At 61.9% G+C, this 16,523-nt stretch carries 18 protein-coding genes; 5 read left to right on the forward strand and 13 right to left on the reverse strand.

Annotated features, from left to right (window positions below; genetic code table 11):
- The first annotated feature begins 9 nt into the window (after nucleotides 1-9).
- The 4 genes from AB1402_09295 (at nucleotide 10) to AB1402_09310 (ending at nucleotide 3,619) form a co-directional block, all read left to right on the forward strand.
- Nucleotides 10-780 carry an ABC transporter ATP-binding protein gene (locus AB1402_09295; GenBank protein MEW6541789.1) on the forward strand — a complete coding sequence of 257 codons (771 nt, stop codon included), beginning with the start codon at nucleotides 10-12 and terminating at the stop codon, nucleotides 778-780.
- Nucleotides 780-1,487: an ABC transporter ATP-binding protein gene (locus AB1402_09300; GenBank protein ID MEW6541790.1), complete on the forward strand. Its 708-nt coding sequence runs from the start codon at nucleotides 780-782 to the stop codon at nucleotides 1,485-1,487. Before AB1402_09295 ends, AB1402_09300 begins: the two co-directional genes overlap by 1 nt.
- Before the next feature lie 365 nt (nucleotides 1,488-1,852).
- Entirely contained in the window at nucleotides 1,853-2,833 is a 981-nt protein-coding gene (locus AB1402_09305) for an ATP-binding cassette domain-containing protein (GenBank protein ID MEW6541791.1), read from the forward strand.
- Between the two features lie 3 nt (nucleotides 2,834-2,836).
- On the forward strand, nucleotides 2,837-3,619 hold the full coding sequence (locus AB1402_09310) for an ABC transporter permease (GenBank protein MEW6541792.1): 783 nt from the start codon (nucleotides 2,837-2,839) through the stop codon (nucleotides 3,617-3,619).
- Nucleotides 3,620-3,722: 103 nt separating this feature from the next.
- Here the strand turns inward: AB1402_09310 and AB1402_09315 are convergent, their stop codons facing one another.
- Together AB1402_09315 and AB1402_09320 are read right to left on the reverse strand one after the other, a co-directional pair.
- Nucleotides 3,723-4,244 carry a small multi-drug export protein gene (locus AB1402_09315; GenBank protein ID MEW6541793.1) on the reverse strand — a complete coding sequence of 174 codons (522 nt, stop codon included), beginning with the start codon at nucleotides 4,242-4,244 and terminating at the stop codon, nucleotides 3,723-3,725.
- Between the two features lie 82 nt (nucleotides 4,245-4,326).
- Nucleotides 4,327-5,286, reverse strand: a complete 960-nt coding sequence (locus AB1402_09320) for a hypothetical protein (protein ID MEW6541794.1) — start codon at nucleotides 5,284-5,286, stop codon at nucleotides 4,327-4,329.
- Nucleotides 5,287-5,584: 298 nt separating this feature from the next.
- Between AB1402_09320 and AB1402_09325 the strand changes: the two genes are divergently transcribed.
- Nucleotides 5,585-6,007 (forward strand): Hsp20/alpha crystallin family protein, encoded by a 423-nt coding sequence (locus AB1402_09325; GenBank protein ID MEW6541795.1) that lies wholly within the window; start codon nucleotides 5,585-5,587, stop codon nucleotides 6,005-6,007.
- A gap of 161 nt (nucleotides 6,008-6,168) precedes the next feature.
- Here AB1402_09325 and mdh read toward each other — a convergent pair whose 3' ends face one another.
- From mdh to AB1402_09380, 11 genes are all read right to left on the reverse strand, one after another.
- Complete coding sequence (gene mdh, locus AB1402_09330; protein MEW6541796.1) at nucleotides 6,169-7,095, reverse strand: malate dehydrogenase; 927 nt, start codon at nucleotides 7,093-7,095, stop codon at nucleotides 6,169-6,171.
- Between the two features lie 237 nt (nucleotides 7,096-7,332).
- Nucleotides 7,333-8,103, reverse strand: coding sequence for a twin-arginine translocase subunit TatC (gene tatC / locus AB1402_09335; GenBank protein MEW6541797.1), 771 nt, complete (start codon nucleotides 8,101-8,103; stop codon nucleotides 7,333-7,335).
- 86 nt (nucleotides 8,104-8,189) lie between these two features.
- Nucleotides 8,190-8,441, reverse strand: a complete 252-nt coding sequence (locus AB1402_09340) for a twin-arginine translocase TatA/TatE family subunit (GenBank protein ID MEW6541798.1) — start codon at nucleotides 8,439-8,441, stop codon at nucleotides 8,190-8,192.
- A gap of 147 nt (nucleotides 8,442-8,588) precedes the next feature.
- Entirely contained in the window at nucleotides 8,589-8,843 is a 255-nt protein-coding gene (locus AB1402_09345) for a twin-arginine translocase TatA/TatE family subunit (GenBank protein ID MEW6541799.1), read from the reverse strand.
- A 255-nt stretch (nucleotides 8,844-9,098) separates the two neighbouring features.
- Nucleotides 9,099-9,458 (reverse strand): twin-arginine translocase TatA/TatE family subunit, encoded by a 360-nt coding sequence (locus AB1402_09350; GenBank protein ID MEW6541800.1) that lies wholly within the window; start codon nucleotides 9,456-9,458, stop codon nucleotides 9,099-9,101.
- 94 nt (nucleotides 9,459-9,552) lie between these two features.
- Nucleotides 9,553-10,665, reverse strand: coding sequence for an ATP-dependent 6-phosphofructokinase (locus AB1402_09355; protein ID MEW6541801.1), 1,113 nt, complete (start codon nucleotides 10,663-10,665; stop codon nucleotides 9,553-9,555).
- A 54-nt stretch (nucleotides 10,666-10,719) separates the two neighbouring features.
- Complete coding sequence (locus tag AB1402_09360; protein MEW6541802.1) at nucleotides 10,720-13,470, reverse strand: UPF0182 family protein; 2,751 nt, start codon at nucleotides 13,468-13,470, stop codon at nucleotides 10,720-10,722.
- Nucleotides 13,471-13,579: 109 nt separating this feature from the next.
- Nucleotides 13,580-13,762 (reverse strand): hypothetical protein, encoded by a 183-nt coding sequence (locus AB1402_09365; protein MEW6541803.1) that lies wholly within the window; start codon nucleotides 13,760-13,762, stop codon nucleotides 13,580-13,582.
- Between the two features lie 19 nt (nucleotides 13,763-13,781).
- Complete coding sequence (locus tag AB1402_09370; protein ID MEW6541804.1) at nucleotides 13,782-14,072, reverse strand: late competence development ComFB family protein; 291 nt, start codon at nucleotides 14,070-14,072, stop codon at nucleotides 13,782-13,784.
- Nucleotides 14,073-14,300: 228 nt separating this feature from the next.
- The gene (locus AB1402_09375) at nucleotides 14,301-14,945 is read right to left on the reverse strand and encodes an adenylate kinase (GenBank protein ID MEW6541805.1); all 645 of its coding nucleotides are present in this window, start codon (nucleotides 14,943-14,945) and stop codon (nucleotides 14,301-14,303) included.
- Nucleotides 14,946-15,067: 122 nt separating this feature from the next.
- Nucleotides 15,068-16,087: a site-specific integrase gene (locus tag AB1402_09380; protein ID MEW6541806.1), complete on the reverse strand. Its 1,020-nt coding sequence runs from the start codon at nucleotides 16,085-16,087 to the stop codon at nucleotides 15,068-15,070.
- Between the last annotated feature and the right edge of the window lie 436 nt (nucleotides 16,088-16,523).

Here is a 16,523-nt window from a genome sequence, read left to right on the forward strand (position 1 = left end):
TGGGGGCGGATGCCCGAGGTCCTGCTTGAACTGGAAAGCGTGACGGTGAACTTCGGCGGGCTCACCGCGGTGCAGCAGTTGGACATGAACATCGAGTCCGGCTCCATCAGGGCCCTCATCGGCCCGAACGGGGCGGGGAAGACCACGGTCTTCAACGTGGTCACCGGTATTTTCCGCCCGAGCTCCGGGAGCATCCGGTTCCGGGGCCGGGACATCACGCGCCTGAATCCTTACGACATCGCCGCCGCCGGGATTGCCCGCACCTTCCAGAACATCCGCCTGTTCAAGAACGCTTCGGTGCTTGACAACGTCAAGGTGGGCCGCCATTCCCGGGGCAAAACCAACGTCCTGGGTGCGCTCATCCGCTACCCCGGGTTCAAGGCCGAGGAGCGGGATATGACCGGGGCGTCGCTGTCGGCCTTGGAACTGGTGGGGCTCGCCCGCAAGAAGGACGAACTGGCCAAAAACCTCTCCTACGGGGAGCAGCGGCGCCTGGAAATCGCGCGCGGCCTGGTGTCCGAGCCGGCACTTCTTTTGCTGGACGAACCCGCCGCCGGGATGAACCCGCAGGAAAAGCAAAGCCTTTTACATCTGATCAAGCGGATCCAGGAACAGGGCATCACCATCTTTCTGGTGGAGCACGACATGAAATTCGTGATGGCCCTCTCCCAGAAGATCACCGTGTTGGACTACGGACGGAAGATTTGCACCGGGACCCCGGCGGAGGTCCGGGCCGACCCGCGGGTGATCGAGGCTTACCTGGGGAAGGAGGTGGGGTAGTGCTGCTGGAACTCGACAACATCTCGGTTAACTACGGCAGCATTGAGGCTCTGACCGGTGTGTCCTTGACGGTGAACGAGGGGGAAATCGTCGCCCTGATCGGGGCAAACGGCGCCGGGAAAAGCACCACCCTCTGGACCATTTCCGGCCTGGTCCGTGCCCGCAAAGGGCGGATTTTGTTCGACGGCCGGGACATCACCCGCGCCTCGCCCAGCAAGGTCGTGGCCATGGGCATCAGCCATGTGCCCGAGGGGCGCCGGGTATTCACCACCATGTCGGCACAGGAGAACCTCGAGATGGGCGCATACGTGGCGAGAGGAGGGCGGGAAACACGAGAGGCTATGAAGCGGGTTTTCGGACGCTTCCCGCGCCTTCTGGAGCGTCGCCGCCAGTTGGCCGGCACTTTGAGCGGCGGGGAGCAGCAGATGTTGGCCATGGGGCGGGCCCTGATGTCCAGGCCCAAGCTTTTGCTGATGGACGAGCCGTCCATGGGGCTCGCCCCGATGCTGGTGCGGGAAATCTTTGCCATTATCAGGGAACTTAATGAACAGGGGACTACCATTCTCCTCGTGGAACAAAACGCCCACATGGCCCTGTCCGTCGCCCAGCGCGCCTATGTGCTGGAGACCGGGCAGATCACTCTTTTCGGGCCGGCGGCCGAACTGACCGGCAACCCGGACGTGCGCCGGGCCTACCTGGGCATTTAGGCGCCGGCCAATGCGCCGATCACCCTCCCCCGAGAATAGGCCTTACGCCGGAATCAGCTCTTGCCGGTTTTATGCGTACCGTGCCTGTAAGGAGCGTAGGTGGTGCCCGCCCGGAGCGGAGGCGCGTGCCCGTCAGGGGCGTATGCGCGTAGGGCTCCTTCCGTATTTGGCCCGAGCCGGAAAAAGATTTGCTCTTGCCCGAGACAACGTGCATTATATAGCTATATGAATGCATGCCGGAAGACTGCTGCACCCTATGATCGGCACCCCCAGGTGGAAGGCATAGAACGCATAGCTTCATGAACGCATACCGGAAGGCTGCTGCACCGGAGGGCAGCCCTTTCTACGGTTAGGGGCGTCGCCTGATGATCGAGGTCCGGAAGCTGACCAAGAAATTCAAGGAGTTCACGGCGGTCGACGAAGTCTCCTTCACGGTGGGGAAGGGGGAGTTCTTCGGCTTCCTGGGCCCGAACGGAGCGGGTAAGACCACGACCATCAAGGTCCTGGCGACGCTGTTGCGGCCCAGCGGCGGCATGGCCCGGGTGAACGGTTTTGACGTGGTGCGCGAGCCGGCCGCGGTGCGGCGCTCCATCGGCATGGTGTTTCAAGACCCCAGCCTGGACGACCGCCTGACGGCGCGGGAAAACCTGCAGCTGCACGCCATGCTGTATGGGGTTGCCCGCCGGGAAACCGGGCCGCGAATCCTCGAACTCCTGGAGCTGGTCGGACTGGCCGACCGCCGGAACGATTTGGTCAAGAAGTTCTCGGGCGGAATGAAGCGCCGCCTGGAGATCGCCCGGGGCCTTTTGCACCGGCCGGGCGTCCTGTTCCTGGATGAACCGACGGTGGGCTTGGATCCCCAAACCCGCAGGCACATCTGGGAATACATCGGCGAGATCCGCCGGACGGAAGGGGCAACCGTTTTCCTGACCACCCACTACATCGAGGAAGCGGAAGCCTGCGACCGGGTCGGGATTATCGACCACGGCCGGATCGTCGCCCTGGACAGCCCCGCGGCGCTCAAGGCCACGTTGGAGGCCGGCCTGATTACCGTTGAAACCCGAAATCCGGAAGACGCCCTCCGCATAATCAGGGAGGAGCTGGGACTGGACGCGGTGCTGCAGGGTGACCGGGTGATTCAGGTGCCGGCGGTAAACGGGGCCGGCGGGCGACTAATGCCCCGCCTTGCGGCCGCCGTTCCGGATCTCACCGCGCTCGAAATCAGCAAGCCCACCCTGGAGGACGTGTTTTTGAGCCTGACCGGCCGGGCGATCCGTGAAGAAGCGGCCGATTCCCTGGAAAAGATACGCCAGTCCCGCAGAGCCAGGACCAGAAAGGGAAGATAGCGGTTGGAATTGAAGACCTTTGGGGTCACGGTGTACGTGATCTGGCTGCGCGAGATCAAGAAATACTTCCGGGAACGCACGCGCCTGCTGGCGATGGTGGGCCAGCCCCTGTTGTACCTGGTGATTATGGGGCAGGGGCTGCGGGAGATGTTCCAACTCAACATCGAAGGGTTCGACTACTTGAGCTTTATGTATCCCGGAATCGTGGCGATGACCATCCTATTCACGTCAATGTTCGCCTCGGTATCCATCATTTGGGACCGTGAATTCGGTTTTTTGAAAGAGGTGCTGGTGGCCCCTGTGCCGCGCAGCGCTATCGCGGTCGGCAAGGCCCTGGGCGGGAGCACGACCGCCTTGCTTCAGGGCGCGATTTTGCTGGCGTTGGCCCCGCTGGCCGGGCTGGCGCTGTCCCCGTCCTCAATTATCCAGATCCTGCCCCTGCTCTTTCTGCTGGCTTTCGCCATCACCTCTTTCGGCACGGTGGTGGCCGCCAATACCGAGAGCATGGAGGGGTTCCACATGATCATGAACTTCATCATCGTCCCGCTGTTTCTCTTAAGCGGCGCCTTTTTCCCGATCGGCGTCGCCCCGGAATGGATGCAGGCCGTGATGAAGCTCAATCCGGTCGCCTACGGCGTCGACGCCCTCCGCAACATCATGTTCACCGACTCTCCGGCCAAGGATTTCGTGGTCTACTACCCGCTGTACTACGACGTCCTGGTGCTGGCGGGTTTTTCGGTCCTGATGGTCGCCCTCAGCATGCGCGCCTTTAACCGCGTGGAATAGCCCCTGCCGCCGAAGCAAAATCGCCCACTTAGGCAACATAATATCTATTATCGGAAGTAGCGCGGAAAACAAAAAACCCGGATTTTGCGTGGACCGCCCGGGATCAGGGCTGAAGGCTCATAAACGCCCATTCCGGGACCAAGTGCCGGAGCCCCTCCAGGCCCAGTTGGCAGGCCACCCCCAGCACTACCCCCCAAACAAGAATCCCGATTGTGACCCAGGCCAGCGTGCGGCCCGCCGAAGCGCCCAAGATCACGCACAGCACAACCGCCAGGTGCGTGCCGGTGACCACCGGCGCCCCCAGGCCCGCGCCGGGCACGCCGTACCGGTTCCAAAGGTATTGGAACCGCCTGTGCTGACCCGGGGCGCCCTCCCTTCCCTCCTGCCCCCGCGTCGGCAGGAAAGTTTTGGCAATCCAGTCCTTCAAACGCGGCAATACCGCCACCAACGCCACGACCGAGACGACGTTTCCGGCTACGGCGGCCGCCGCCGCCGCTGCCGGCGTCAGGCCCATCACCACCCCTGCCGGCACGGCCGCGAAAATCTCGACCCAGGGCGCCGCGCCGAGGCCGAAAACCGCCGCCAATTTCAGCAGGTAGGCGGCGAGGGCATCGCTGTTTGCCATGTATTGGTAACTCCCTTTAAAAGCACGTCTGAGGCGCGACCGCCGGTCACATGGTCTATTTCCTCTAAGGAGCGATCTCCGGTCACATGGTATATTTCCTCAAGTACCGGAAAAAGGCCGCCTCACAGGCCGCGTAGTCGAGGCCCCGCACGTGTGCCAGGAGCCGCAACTCCTCCGTCAGGTGCGGGTACGCCAGGCGCACGGTCGGCACCTTTTCCTTCTTGCTCAAGAGGGCGGTATAGACAATGGCGCGCGCAGCCAGCAGTTCCTCCCCCGCCCTGCTGGTCGGGATCCGGAAAACGGCGCGCAGTGTCAGGACGTCTCCGGGCGAATATAGCTGGCGCGGCGCCCGCGGCCCGGCGATCTCGTCCAGGGCCGCCTTCAAAAGGTAGCGCGGGCGGACCTGGACAGGGGCGTTAGGGTCGGGGTCCCCCACTCCCGCCGCCAACTGCTGCCGCAAGAAGATAAAGAACGCCAGGTGAATGTATCCGGCCTCCACGTAAACCTTTCCCCGAAAGGCGCCCGACCGCACCGCGTCGGCCACCGCCTCCGCCCGCAAACGCGCCCGCAGCCGCAGTCTGGCTGCGTCCGCGTGGGCAAACTCCCGGCAGGCCGCCACTGCGGTCCCGAAGTCCCCGCCCCCGATTTTCCGGTAGAAATTCATGAGCGCGGCGGTGGCGTGCGCCTCCGCCAGGTAGACTTCCCCCACCTCCGGCATCTCCCGGATCCGCTCCGGCCCGACGCCCTGGTTGTCCAGGAGGTCGTAAATCCGCTCCATACGCTCCAGGTAGGGCTCCACCTGCTCGATGCGCTGGCCGGCTCCGTATAGGCGCTGCAGGAGCAGGCACGTGTGTCGGGTGAACTCCGGAAAGGCCGGCACCATCTCTTCAACGTAGGCCTCGACCCCCATCCGCCCCGCCAGCATCTCCCGGAACACCGGGTCCGGCGGCTCTTCCAGGATGATAAGGTTATGCGTCTCCATCTCCCGGGCTATGTGCTCCAGAGCCTCCACCCGGTGGGGCGAAAACCCGATGGTAATCAATAGCCGTCTCCCCTGCCCTGTCAAGTATCCGCCCCCGGTCATGCGTCAGTCCTGCCCCGGTCGGGACCTGAGGGCCGCATTCCTGAAAGCCTGATTTGCCGGAAGGTAACCCCATGCTAACCGACACCCTCTTCCCAGGTCAATACAACCTTGCATGACGGCCTGGTTCCATCCCAGCCGGCATGCCTTGCATAGATGCAAGCCGAGTACAAAATATGAGTCTGGGCCCATCCTCCCTCTTGATTTCGGGTACGGGGAATTTTATCATCTAGGTAAAAGAGCATTGGAGGTGTTCACAGTGCGTAAGGAGTTGTCACCGTTTGACGGGTTTGAGCTGTTGATCAGAAAGCCGGTGAAGAGTCTTTTCCGCCTTTTGGATGAGCCCTTTGAGGACGACGCAAAATCCGCAGTGGACGTGTACGAGGAAGGCAACGACGTGGTGGTCAAGGCCGACCTGCCCGGGTTCAAGAAGGAAGAGATCCGTATTCAGCTTGAAGACAACACCCTCTCGCTGGAGGCGAAGCGCGAACAGGAGGAGGAAGTGAGCGAAAGGAACTACCACCGTAAGGAGCGCCGCGAGGTTTATGTCAGAAAGGCGATCACCTTGCCAGCCGAAGTGGACCGGGAGAGGGCGGGCGCCAAACTGGAGGACGGCGTCCTGGTGATCCGCCTGCCGAAGACCGGGCCGGCCAAAGCGGAAACGACAATTAACATCGAGTGAGACAACCGTCCCGAGCGAGCTATGGTAAAACTGATGCTGTTCAGGATTTCGGCCAGGTTACCGCTTCTAAATCTAAAGGCAAGAAATAACGGCAAGGGGGGCGCATCAGAGGGCGCTCCCCTTTTCCCCGTTATGATTCCGAAAATCAGGTGGGCGGGCGCCTACAGGTCCAGGCCGTTCAATACCCCACGGACGGCGTTGACGGAGCGGTCGAAGGCCGCCTTTTCTTCCGGTGTCAGCTCCAGTTCGATGATGCGCTCGATGCCCCCGGCGCCCACGACGGTGGGCACGCCGGCGTAGATGTCCCGGTGGCCGTACTCGCCGTCCAGGTAGGCCGCGCACGGCAGGATCCGCTTCTTATCCTTCAAGACGGCTTCCACCATTTGCGTAATCGCTGCGCTTGGAGCGTAATAGGCACTGCCAGTTTTTAAGAGATTCACGATTTCGGCGCCGCCCTGGCGGGTGCGTTGCACCAACTCCGCCAGCCGGTCCGCCGGGATGAGTTTCTCGACCGGGATCGCTCCGGCATAAGTGTACCGCACCAGGGGAACCATGTGGTCACCGTGCCCGCCCAGCACGAGCGTGGTCACGTCTTCGAACGAAATCCCCAGTTCCAGGGCCACAAAGGTGCGGAAGCGGGCCCCGTCCAGAATCCCGGACATCCCGAACACTCTCCCGATGGGCAGGCCGGCGGCCTTGTAAGCCACGTAGCACATTACATCCAGCGGGTTGGTGACCACAATGATCGTCGCCTCCGGTGAATAGCGAGCAATCTCGGCTGCCGCCTGCCGCACGATCTTCACGTTGATATTCACCAGGTCGTCCCGGCTCATCCCCGGTTTGCGGGCGACTCCGGCCGTGATCACGGCGACGTCGGAGCCGGCTGTGTCTCGGTAGTCGTTCGTCCCGGTGATCATACCGTCGTATCCCTCGACCGGCGCCGCTTCCATCAGGTCGAGCGCCTTCCCCTGCGGTACTCCCTCCACCACGTCCAGCAGGACGATGTCTCCCAGTTCCTTGGCCGCGATCCAGTGCGCACAGGTCGCACCCACGTTCCCGGCCCCGACGATACTGATCTTTTTCCTCACCTGACCGCCTCTCTTCTGCAACTATGCACTGCCGCTTCCCTTATTTCGTGACGCCCGCAGACCGGTTCGACCGCCCCGCCGCCCCCGAAAGGCTCCAGCCGCTGGTTCCCCGCTGCCGGTCCGGAGATTCACCCGCCCGGCAGGGCATAAAGCGGGCGACGAGGGCTTGTGCGGCCCCAGAGCCGCCGGAGCCCCCTGGGTGCGCGGCGAATCAGGCCGTGCGTCCCTATTGCGTTCCTATGCGGTCTCGGCCGCCTCGGCCTCGCGCTCGGCCTTCTCCTGCGCTTTGGCCTTGCGCTTCTCCACCATCCCGACAATTAGGATGGACAACTCGAACAAGCCGTACATCGGCGTGGCCAGCAACAGACAGGTCAACAGGTCGGCCGGGGTAAGCACCGCCGAAATGACGACGATGACCAGCAGGGCGTGCTTGCGGATCTTGACCATAAACGCCCTGGTGATCACCCCGAGCTTGGCCAGCAGGTAGGCCGCCAAAGGCAATTCGGCCACCAGGCCGAACGGCAGGGTGAATCTGATGGTGAAGGACACGTAATTGGCCAGCGTAAGCGTGGGGATCAGCTCTTCCCCGGCGAACTGGAGCAGGAACTGCACGCCCAGGCGGAACACCACGAAGAAGGAAAAGGCGATGCCGCTGATAAACGCCAGGTAAGACAGGACCACAAAAATGGTAAAGTACTTCCGCTCGTCCCGTTTGAGCGCCGGCAGAATGAAACTCCAGACCTGCCACAGGATGACGGGCAGCGCGGCCAGGAAACCCAAATAGATGGACATCCGGAAATAGGTCATCATCGGCTCGGTGACGTTGAGGAACTGCAAGTCGTAACCGAGACTGGCGACCGGTTCCTTGACGATCCCCAGGAAGAACTCCCGGGCGAAGAAGAAACCGATGGCGCACACCACCACGGCGATCACCGATACGACCAAGGCGCGCCGCAGTTCGTGCAGGTGTTCGACCACGCTCAGTTCCTTATCGCCGATGTCTGCCAACTGATGTCCCTCCAGTCAAACAACAACCCCCAGGGAGCGTCTCCTTAATCCCAGGGGTTGAGGAAAGATGCCGTAGACCGGAATGCTTAGCTCTGCGCCGACTTCGGCGGTTCTTCCTCCTTGGCGACTTCCAGGGTTCGCTTCACGTCGTACACGTCTTCTTTAACTTCCTTGACGCTGTCGGTAACGTCCGCAAAGGTCTCCCGCGACGAATTCCGGAACTCGCGGATCGTCTTGCCCAGTGATTTGCCGACGTCGGGCAGCTTGCCGGGCCCAAAGACAATAAGGGCCACCACCAGGATCAGGATGAGTTCGGGTATGCCGATGTTTGGAAGCATTCTCCCTCAGCCCCTCTTTTCGCATTAATTGCGGCCACAGTCTTGGTATTTCGCCGCGCAAGAGAGAATTCCTGCTTACGCTACTCTCCCCGCCTGGCTTTTCCGACAGTGCCGGCGGATCCGGTTTCCCGGAGTCCGCAACCGGCTTTAACTCTTGGCTGATTCGGACGGCTCCTCCGGCTTGGGCGCTTCCGCCGCCTGTCGGCCGTCCCCCGTCGGCAACTGCTTTTTCACCTCCACGGCTTCCTGCACTTCGCCGGGCTCCGTACGGGTGGATTTGCGGAACTCCTTGATGGTCTTCCCTAACGACTTGCCCACCTCGGGAAGCTTCCCGGGACCGAAAATAATCAGGGCCACTACCAGGATCAGGATCATTTCGGGTATGCCGATATTCGGAAGCAACAGCCATCCACCTTTCTTACGCTAAAATGGTCAGTGCCTAAGATTTCGCCTTGCACCGGCCTTCTCCTGCACCGGCCGGCCGAAAACGAGGACACTCTTTAAGAACACAACCGGTCCGCCGGTCAACCGGCGCCTAAGTACTACATTTCATAAGTACAATAACGAATTGTTCGGCGGCATAACGTTTTGGGAAACGACAGCTTGGCAGCCGACTACCAAAAAACAATACGTCACCTTAATTGCGTTTTGGAGTACTCAAGGAAGCCTTCTTCGCCAGCGCCAGATCTTCCAGACGAGTTGGAACACCCGGAACACGCCGGTAAAAACCCCGCGCCGCGCCGGGTCGGCCACGTAATCGCCGCCGGGCTCGGGGGCCGCCGCCCGCGGACGGCCCGCAGGCACTGCGGCCGCCTGTTCGCGCTCGGCTTTCTCCCGTTCCTCCCGCAGCTCTCTGCGGCTCTTGGGCGGGGGGAGCCCTTGGTGCGCTTCCTTCCGGTACTCCTTCACCGTCCGCCCGAGCGTCTTCCCCAGTTCGGGCAGCTTGCCCGGTCCGAGGATCACCACGATCACCGCCAGGATCAGGATCAATTCCGGGATGCCGATGTTCGGAAGCAAGGCTTCTTCCTCTCCTCCCCGGGTCGGCCGCCGCAGCAAGCGCCGCATGGTTTACCTGATTCGCCGGCCCCGGCCGCAAACCCTCTCACGGCCGTCAGTTTCCGAACGACACCCCGATCTGGCGAGCCATGCGCACCATGTCGCTGCCCAGCGGGACGCGCCGCATCTCACCTACCGCCTCCACCAGCGGCACCGAGGCGATGTGCGGGGTACGCAGGCAGACCATCTCTCCAAACCGGCCCTCCATCGCCAGGTTCACGGCCGCTGCCCCGAGGCGGCTGCCCAATATCCGGTCGAACGGCGTGGGCGACCCGCCCCGCTGCAGGTGTCCGAGGACGGTCACCCTGGTTTCGATGCCGGTGATTTTTTCGATCTGTTCCCCGGCCTCGTTTCCGATGCCCCCCAGCCGGATTTTCTCGAAGCTGTCTGCAACCACTTTCCTGACCACCATTTCCCCGCCGATCGGCCGCGCGCCCTCGGCCACGACGACGATCGAAAACTGCTTGCCGGCCGCGCTCCGTTCCTTGATCTTGTCGCACACCTTGCGGATGTCGAAGGGGATTTCGGGAATCAGGATGATGTCGGCCCCGCCGGCTATGCCCGCCTGCAGGGCGATCCAGCCGGCGTAGCGGCCCATGACCTCCAGCACCATGATCCGGTAGTGCGACTCGGCCGTGGTGTGCAGCTTGTCGAGCGCCTCGGTGGCCGTCCTGAGGGCGGTGTCGAAACCGAAGGTCTGGTCGGTGGCGGACAGGTCGTTGTCGATGGTCTTCGGGACGCCGACCACCGGGACGGCGTACCTCTCCCAAAGCTGAGAAGCGATCTTCAGGCTGCCGTCGCCGCCGATCACGATCAAGGCCTCAATGGCGTGTTTCGCCAGCGTCTCCAGTACCCGGGCGGAAACGTCGCGGAACTCCGCCTCCCCGTTTTCCAGCCGGACCGGATAGTGAAAGGGGTTGTCCCGGTTGGTGGTCCCGAGAATGGTTCCGCCCCGGGGCAAAATGCCCATGACTTCTTTGGCGGTCAGCTTCCGGGTGCGGTCTTCGATCAAGCCGCCGAAACCCTGCTCAATACCGACCACCCGGAGGCCGTAGTGGTTTACGGCCACCTTGACGGCGGCACGGATCACCGCATTGATCCCCGGAGCGTCTCCCCCCCCGGTCAGGATGCCGATCTTCTTGATGCCCTTCTTGCGCCCGGCGTACAACTTTATCCCTCCCGCTTGCTTCCGGTCCGGCAAGTGCCGTTACTCGCCTGGTTCCTATTGTCCGGCCTGTTTCAGCAGTTCTTCAAGTACCCGGCCCAGGTTGTCGATGGCGGCGCCGTAGCCGCTCCAGTCCCCTTCCCGCAAGCGCTCCTGGGCGCGTTCGTACTCAAGGCGCGCTTCCTCGATCAATTCCGCCGTGGTGCGTACCTCGGGCACGCCGTCCGCCGGCCCGGCGTCCGGGTCGCCTGCCGGCGGCGGGGCCGCCCCGGGCGCGCCCGGCGTTCCGAACATCGCGGCCAAGGCGCGCGGGAGGTCCGGTTCGAATACCACGCGCTCACCGTGCAGGAGCACCACCCGGCGCAACTCGGGCATCCGGCCTTCCTCGGCCTGCAGATAAATCGGCTTGATGTACAGCAGGCTGTCCTCAATCGGGATGGCCAGCAGGTTGCCCCGGATCACCCGCGTACCCCGGTTCTCCCAGAGGGTAAGCTGCTGGGAAATGTACTGGTCCTGGTTGATGCGGGCCTCGACCTGCATCGGGCCGTACACCAGGCTGGCCTTGGGCATCTCGTACACCAGCAGGTTTCCGTAGTGTTCCCCGTCGGAACGGGCCGCCATCCAGCCGATCATATTCTCGCGGCCATGGGGAGTGAAAGGCTTGATCAGCACGAATTCAGGGGCCTCCTCGCCCGGGAGCCGCACAATAGTGTAGTACGGTTCCACCGGGACTCTTTCCTGCCCGACGACCTCGGCCGGCAGGCTCCACTTGTCCTCCCGGTTGTAGAAGATGGCCGCGTTCTGCATGTGGTAGGTGGTGTACATCTCGGCCTGCACCTTAAAGAGGTCGACCGGATAGCGGACGTGCGGACGCAAGCCGTCCGGCATTTCGTCCATTCCCTTGAACATGTCCGGAAAGATCCGGGCGAAGCTCTGGATGAGCGGGTCCTCGGGTTCGGCCACGTAGAAGTCGACGTCGCCGGTGTAGGCGTCCACGACGACCTTCACGGCGTTGCGGATGTAATTGTTCCGCCCTTGGAAGGGTTCGGCGTAGGGAAACATATTGGTCGTCGTGTAGGCGTCCCATAGCCAGTACAGTTTTCCGCCGTTCACCACGATGTACGGGTCCTGGTCGAAGGTCAGGAACGGCGCGAGCTTCGGTACCCGCTCCCGTATATTCCGGTAGTACAGAATCCGGCTGTCTGGCCGCACGTCCGTGGACAGCATCAGCCTGTAGTCGCCCAGGGACACGGCGAACGCGAGGCGCTTCGGGATCGATCCCAGCACCACCCCGCTGTCGGCCGCCGCGTGCGTGGTGTGCACGTTGGCTTCGCCTTCGGGGTAGTTGAACTCCAGCTGATTGGTATTCACGATGACGTAGTTGTCGGTGGCTTCGCCGAAGTAGATCTCCGGTCTTTCCAGGTGAATGTCGGTGTCGGTCTTCGGCGGGATGTCCTTGATCAAAAACACCGGCAGGCCCTCGCGGGTCACCTCGTTCACCGGGCTCATCGCCACCCCGTAACCGTGGGTGTAGATCAGCCGCTGGTTCACCCACGTCTGGGCCTGTTCGGGCAGCCGACTCTGGTCCAGTTCCCGTCCGGCGAGCATGACCTGCCGGTACACGCCGTTGATCGTATACCGGTCAACGTCGACGTGCTTGAGCTCGTAGTAGGTCCGTATCTGCTGCAGCTGGGCGTAGCTGGCCTGCAACGGCTGCCGGTCCCAGAGGCGGATGTTGCCGGTCGTCTCGCCGTTCGCCTGAATCGCGTCCAGACCCACCGTGCGTCCCGCCGGGAAAGCCTCTCTTTCCACCTGGTCCAGGTTGTACGCCTTCCTGGTGAAGGCGATGCTGTTTTCGATAAAAGGCGTTTCGCGGGCCAGCTCGTTCGGCACAACCACGAATCTTTGCAGCAGCGCCGGGTAAGCCGAGCCGAGCACTAGGGAGACCGCGATCAGGCCGCCCACGGCATAGGCCAAGACTCCCGGACGGCGCAGGAAGATATTCGCGATCACCGCCGCCGCGGCCAGCACGGCCAGGATCAGCAGCACCCGGTAGGCCAGCAGCGTGCCGTTGATGTCGGCGTAGCCGGGACCGAACACCACGCCCCGGGACGAGTAGAGCAACAGGTACTGTTGGAGCAGGTAGCCCCAGGCCTTGACCAAGAGTACGAAAGCCAACAAGACTGAAAGGTGCGTCCGCACCCGGCTGTTGGCCAAGAGGCCCCGCACGCCCTGAAAGGGGTTGGAGATGAAGTAGGCGACGCCTACGAACAGTATGGTGACGATGCCGCACCAGAAAAGGATGTTGAACAGGAAGATGTGGAACGGCAGGGTGAAGACGTAGAACCCGACGTCCTTCCCGAAAATGGGGTCGGCGACCCCGAAGGAGGCGGGGTTCAAGAACTTCTGGAGCACCACCCAGTCCCCGGCGACCGACAGGCTGAACATATAGGCCAGCACGGCGCTGACCGCCAGGAAAAACAGGGTGAGTATCCTGTTGTTCAAGATCTGCTTCCAGGGTATATCCTGTAATTGGATCACGCTCTCGTGCTGGAGCGTGACGTGGCCCTGTTCCAGGACCACCCTTCTGGTCAGCAGCAGGTTGACGAAGATGAAGGCGAAGAACAGCAGGCCGACCGCGATCCGGAGGCCCAAGTCGGAGAGGATGATGGTCACAAACACATTGCTGTAATCCAACGACTGGAACCAGAGCCAGTCCGTATACAGCCGGGCTCCGCCTCCCAGGAGCATCAGGAAAAGCGCCACCGCCGCCGCTGCGGCGTAAAAAGTCCACCGTCGGGCACCCAAAATAGGAATACCTCCTTTTCGCAGACGACGGGGTCTGGCTCAAAACTCGTTGCGGTTTCTGGCCGACCCCTGATTCAAAATCCCCCGTCCCGTGCCGGGCTCCGCTTCTCTAACCCACCGGCTTGGTCGGTTTTTGCGATTTGTCGGCCTCGTGCCTTAGCTTGTTCTGGCACAGCTCACAGATGGACACGCTCTTTTTCGGTTCCGGAGTGAAGAGATCATCATCCTCGGTGGTCGCGCTCATATCTTCGATAACGAACGTCCGGCCGCAGAGGATGCACCTTTTATCCACTTCTTTCTCCCCCCTTTACCTAACCGCGTACCTGGCGGACATGCCGCGGACGATTGCCGACTAACTTAAAAGCCGGTATCAGGTTGGCGATGATTTCGGCCTTTCCTCCAACCCGGCTGAAATCCACACTAGTAAATATTTCCCCTTTGTCGGAGGCGATATACTTGGGAGGCAGCCGGTTCAGGGCCACTGCCATCACGTCCTCGCGGCAGCGCTCACAACCGCACAAGTCCGGGTTGCTCTTGCGGAGTTCGGCCAGTACATCGTCAAAAACTTCGGCCACCGCCACCTCGACATAGTTCTTCAGCATCGGCTCACCCCCATCTCAAGAACTCAATCTCAGCGCCGCACCTGATTAGGGACGTACCATGCCCATTGTACCGGGACAATGGACGCAATGTCAAAACGGAAGTCCTGGACCGCCAGGGGGGGGTGGGCCGCCTGCTTCTGTCAGCCATCCCCGATTTTAGGAAGACCCCATACAAACTGTCAACTCCCGGAAGTATCCCGGGAGTTGATGACGAAAATCTGTGGGTGCCTAGCGGCCCAGGCTCGCCAGCAGGTCCCGGGTCACTTTGCCGATTTCCTGATCGCCGTCTATTTCCTTGAGCAGTCCTTGTCTGCCGTAGTATTCGATGAGGGGCTGGGTCTGGGCTTCATAGACGTCCAGGCGCTGGTTCACCGTGGCCTCGGTGTCGTCGCTGCGCTGGTACAGTTCCCCGCCGCACTTGTCACACTTGCCGTCTTCCTTCGGGGCGTTGAACAATACGTGGAAAGTCGCGCCGCAGGCGCGGCAGACCCGGCGGCCGGTCAGACGGTCCAGGAGCTTGCCCCGGGGCACCGCCACGTTCAGCACCGCGTCCAGGATGATACCCATGTCCTTCAGGGTGGCGTCAAGTGCCTCCGCCTGGGGCACAGTCCGCGGGAAGCCGTCGAGCAAAAAGCCGTTGGCGCAGTCCGGCTTCAACAGCCGGTCCTTGACCATCGCCACCACCAGCGCGTCCGGAACCAACTGGCCGGAGTCCATGTACTCCTTGGCCTTCAACCCAAGTTCCGTTCCGCCCTTGACGTTTTCGCGGAACATGTCCCCGGTGGAGATATGGGTAATCTTAAGCTCCCTTACCAGCACTTCGCACTGCGTTCCCTTGCCGCCCCCGGGCGGACCCATGATCAGAAGATTCACAGCTCCTCTGCCCCTCCTGTTCTTTAGACTTCTTGTCCGCTTAAAGCCAAAAAAATGGTCGGGATGACAGGATTTGAAGACCTACCCCCTTCACAAAGCATAGCATTTTCAAGGCTTTCCCGTCAACTGTCCGCCGAATTGTCTGCCGTTTGGCTTGTAAAACCTTGTGGCTCCTTGCGCGACGGCCCTAATTTGAGTATTTCGGCCAAGCTGGCCCCTTTTCGGACCGGGTGAGCGTATACCGCCGCCGTGGTGGCGGTGGATGAGTGACCCAGGAATGCAGACACCGTAGCCAACGGCTGCCCGGCGTCAAGCATAAGGCTGCCCGCCGTATGACGCAAATCGTGAACGCGAATGCGCACCAACCCGGCCCGATTCAGCATTCGCCAAAACGCTCTCCGAACCGCCATTTCCCGCACCGGCCGGCCGTCTTCGGCCCGGAAAACCAGCCCCTGCAAGTTGACCACCCTGGACTTCCCCTGCTCCCGGCGGTGCTCCGCCAGCAGCGCCAGGGTTTCTTGATCTAAAGTTAGTGTCCGACTGCTAGCCGGAGTTTTTAGCCGGTCGTTGATCTTGCGCGTGCGGACATCAACCGACTGGCGAACGGTCAATACCCCCTGGTCGAAGTCCACATCCCGCCACTCCAAGCCCAAAGCTTCACTCAGCCGTAGCCCGGTCAGCGCCAGCACCCTAATGACCAGGCCATGCTTGAATTTCCCAGCCACACCCAAGAGCCGGACCAATTCTCCCGGGTTTAGCACACGGCGCTCTTTCCGCGGCACCCTGGGCGCTTTCAGGCTGGCGGCCAGATCGTCGGCGATCACCCCGTCTACTTTCGCCGCCCGCAGGGCCGTCCGGGCCGTCCCGTAAATGCCCTTGACCGTGGCCGGGGCCAGCGGCTTGCGAAGTGACTTGAAGTGGTCTTTGAGCCGTGTCTTCAACTCAAAGCCGATCAGGCCGTACAACGCAAGGTCTCCTGTTGCTGCTATAAGGTGCTTCACATGCAAAGCGTAAGTCTTTAACGCTCTGTCCGAAACCGTTTCTTCGATGTTCGCCAACCACCGTTCCAGATACTCCCCCATTGTCATTGCCGCCACCCGTGGCCCCGAAGGCCGCCGGTGCTTGACTTCCAGTTCCGACATGCGATACCGGGCTTCCTTCTCAGCGCCACGGAAAGTCTCAGTGTAGTACCGCCGCCTACCCTTGGCGTCTTTTCCCAGATAAACCGAAATTAAATAGCTCTCCCGCCCCCTTTTGCGGATTTGCGCCATTTCATCGCTCCCCTTTCGGTTAGGGAGCCGGACAAGGGTTTATTTCGCCCCCGCCCGGCCCGTTTCCTGCAATAGCATTAAAACCTTCTACTTCATTGATAGAACCGCGACCAAAAGACAAGTGTCGGAGCAATGAGCAACAAGTCACCCCGGGGGCTAACGCCCCCAGACCCCCGGGTCACCGGGGCACTGAAGGCGAAGAACCCCTGCCGGGGTTCTTCTTCTGGCCGTGACGCGGACGGGTACCGCGCTCACGGTCCGGCGGCCCGGGCGCGGACATTGGGTTCAACATGGCCAAATGGCCACC

The sequence above is a fragment of the Bacillota bacterium genome, assembly GCA_040757205.1.
GTDB lineage: Bacteria > Bacillota > Desulfotomaculia > Desulfotomaculales > Desulforudaceae > Desulforudis.

Excerpts from the sequence above, each read along its gene's own strand:
- AB1402_09305 (MEW6541791.1), top strand. The coding sequence starts at position 1,853 with ATGATCGAGGTCCGGAAGCTGACCAAGAAATTCAAGGAGTTCACGGCG.
- AB1402_09340 (MEW6541798.1), bottom strand. The coding sequence starts at position 8,441 with ATGCTTCCAAACATCGGCATACCCGAACTCATCCTGATCCTGGTGGTG.
- AB1402_09315 (MEW6541793.1), bottom strand. The coding sequence starts at position 4,244 with ATGGCAAACAGCGATGCCCTCGCCGCCTACCTGCTGAAATTGGCGGCG.
- AB1402_09295 (MEW6541789.1), top strand. The coding sequence starts at position 10 with ATGCCCGAGGTCCTGCTTGAACTGGAAAGCGTGACGGTGAACTTCGGC.
- AB1402_09380 (MEW6541806.1), bottom strand. The coding sequence starts at position 16,087 with ATGTCGGAACTGGAAGTCAAGCACCGGCGGCCTTCGGGGCCACGGGTG.
- AB1402_09370 (MEW6541804.1), bottom strand. The coding sequence starts at position 14,072 with ATGCTGAAGAACTATGTCGAGGTGGCGGTGGCCGAAGTTTTTGACGAT.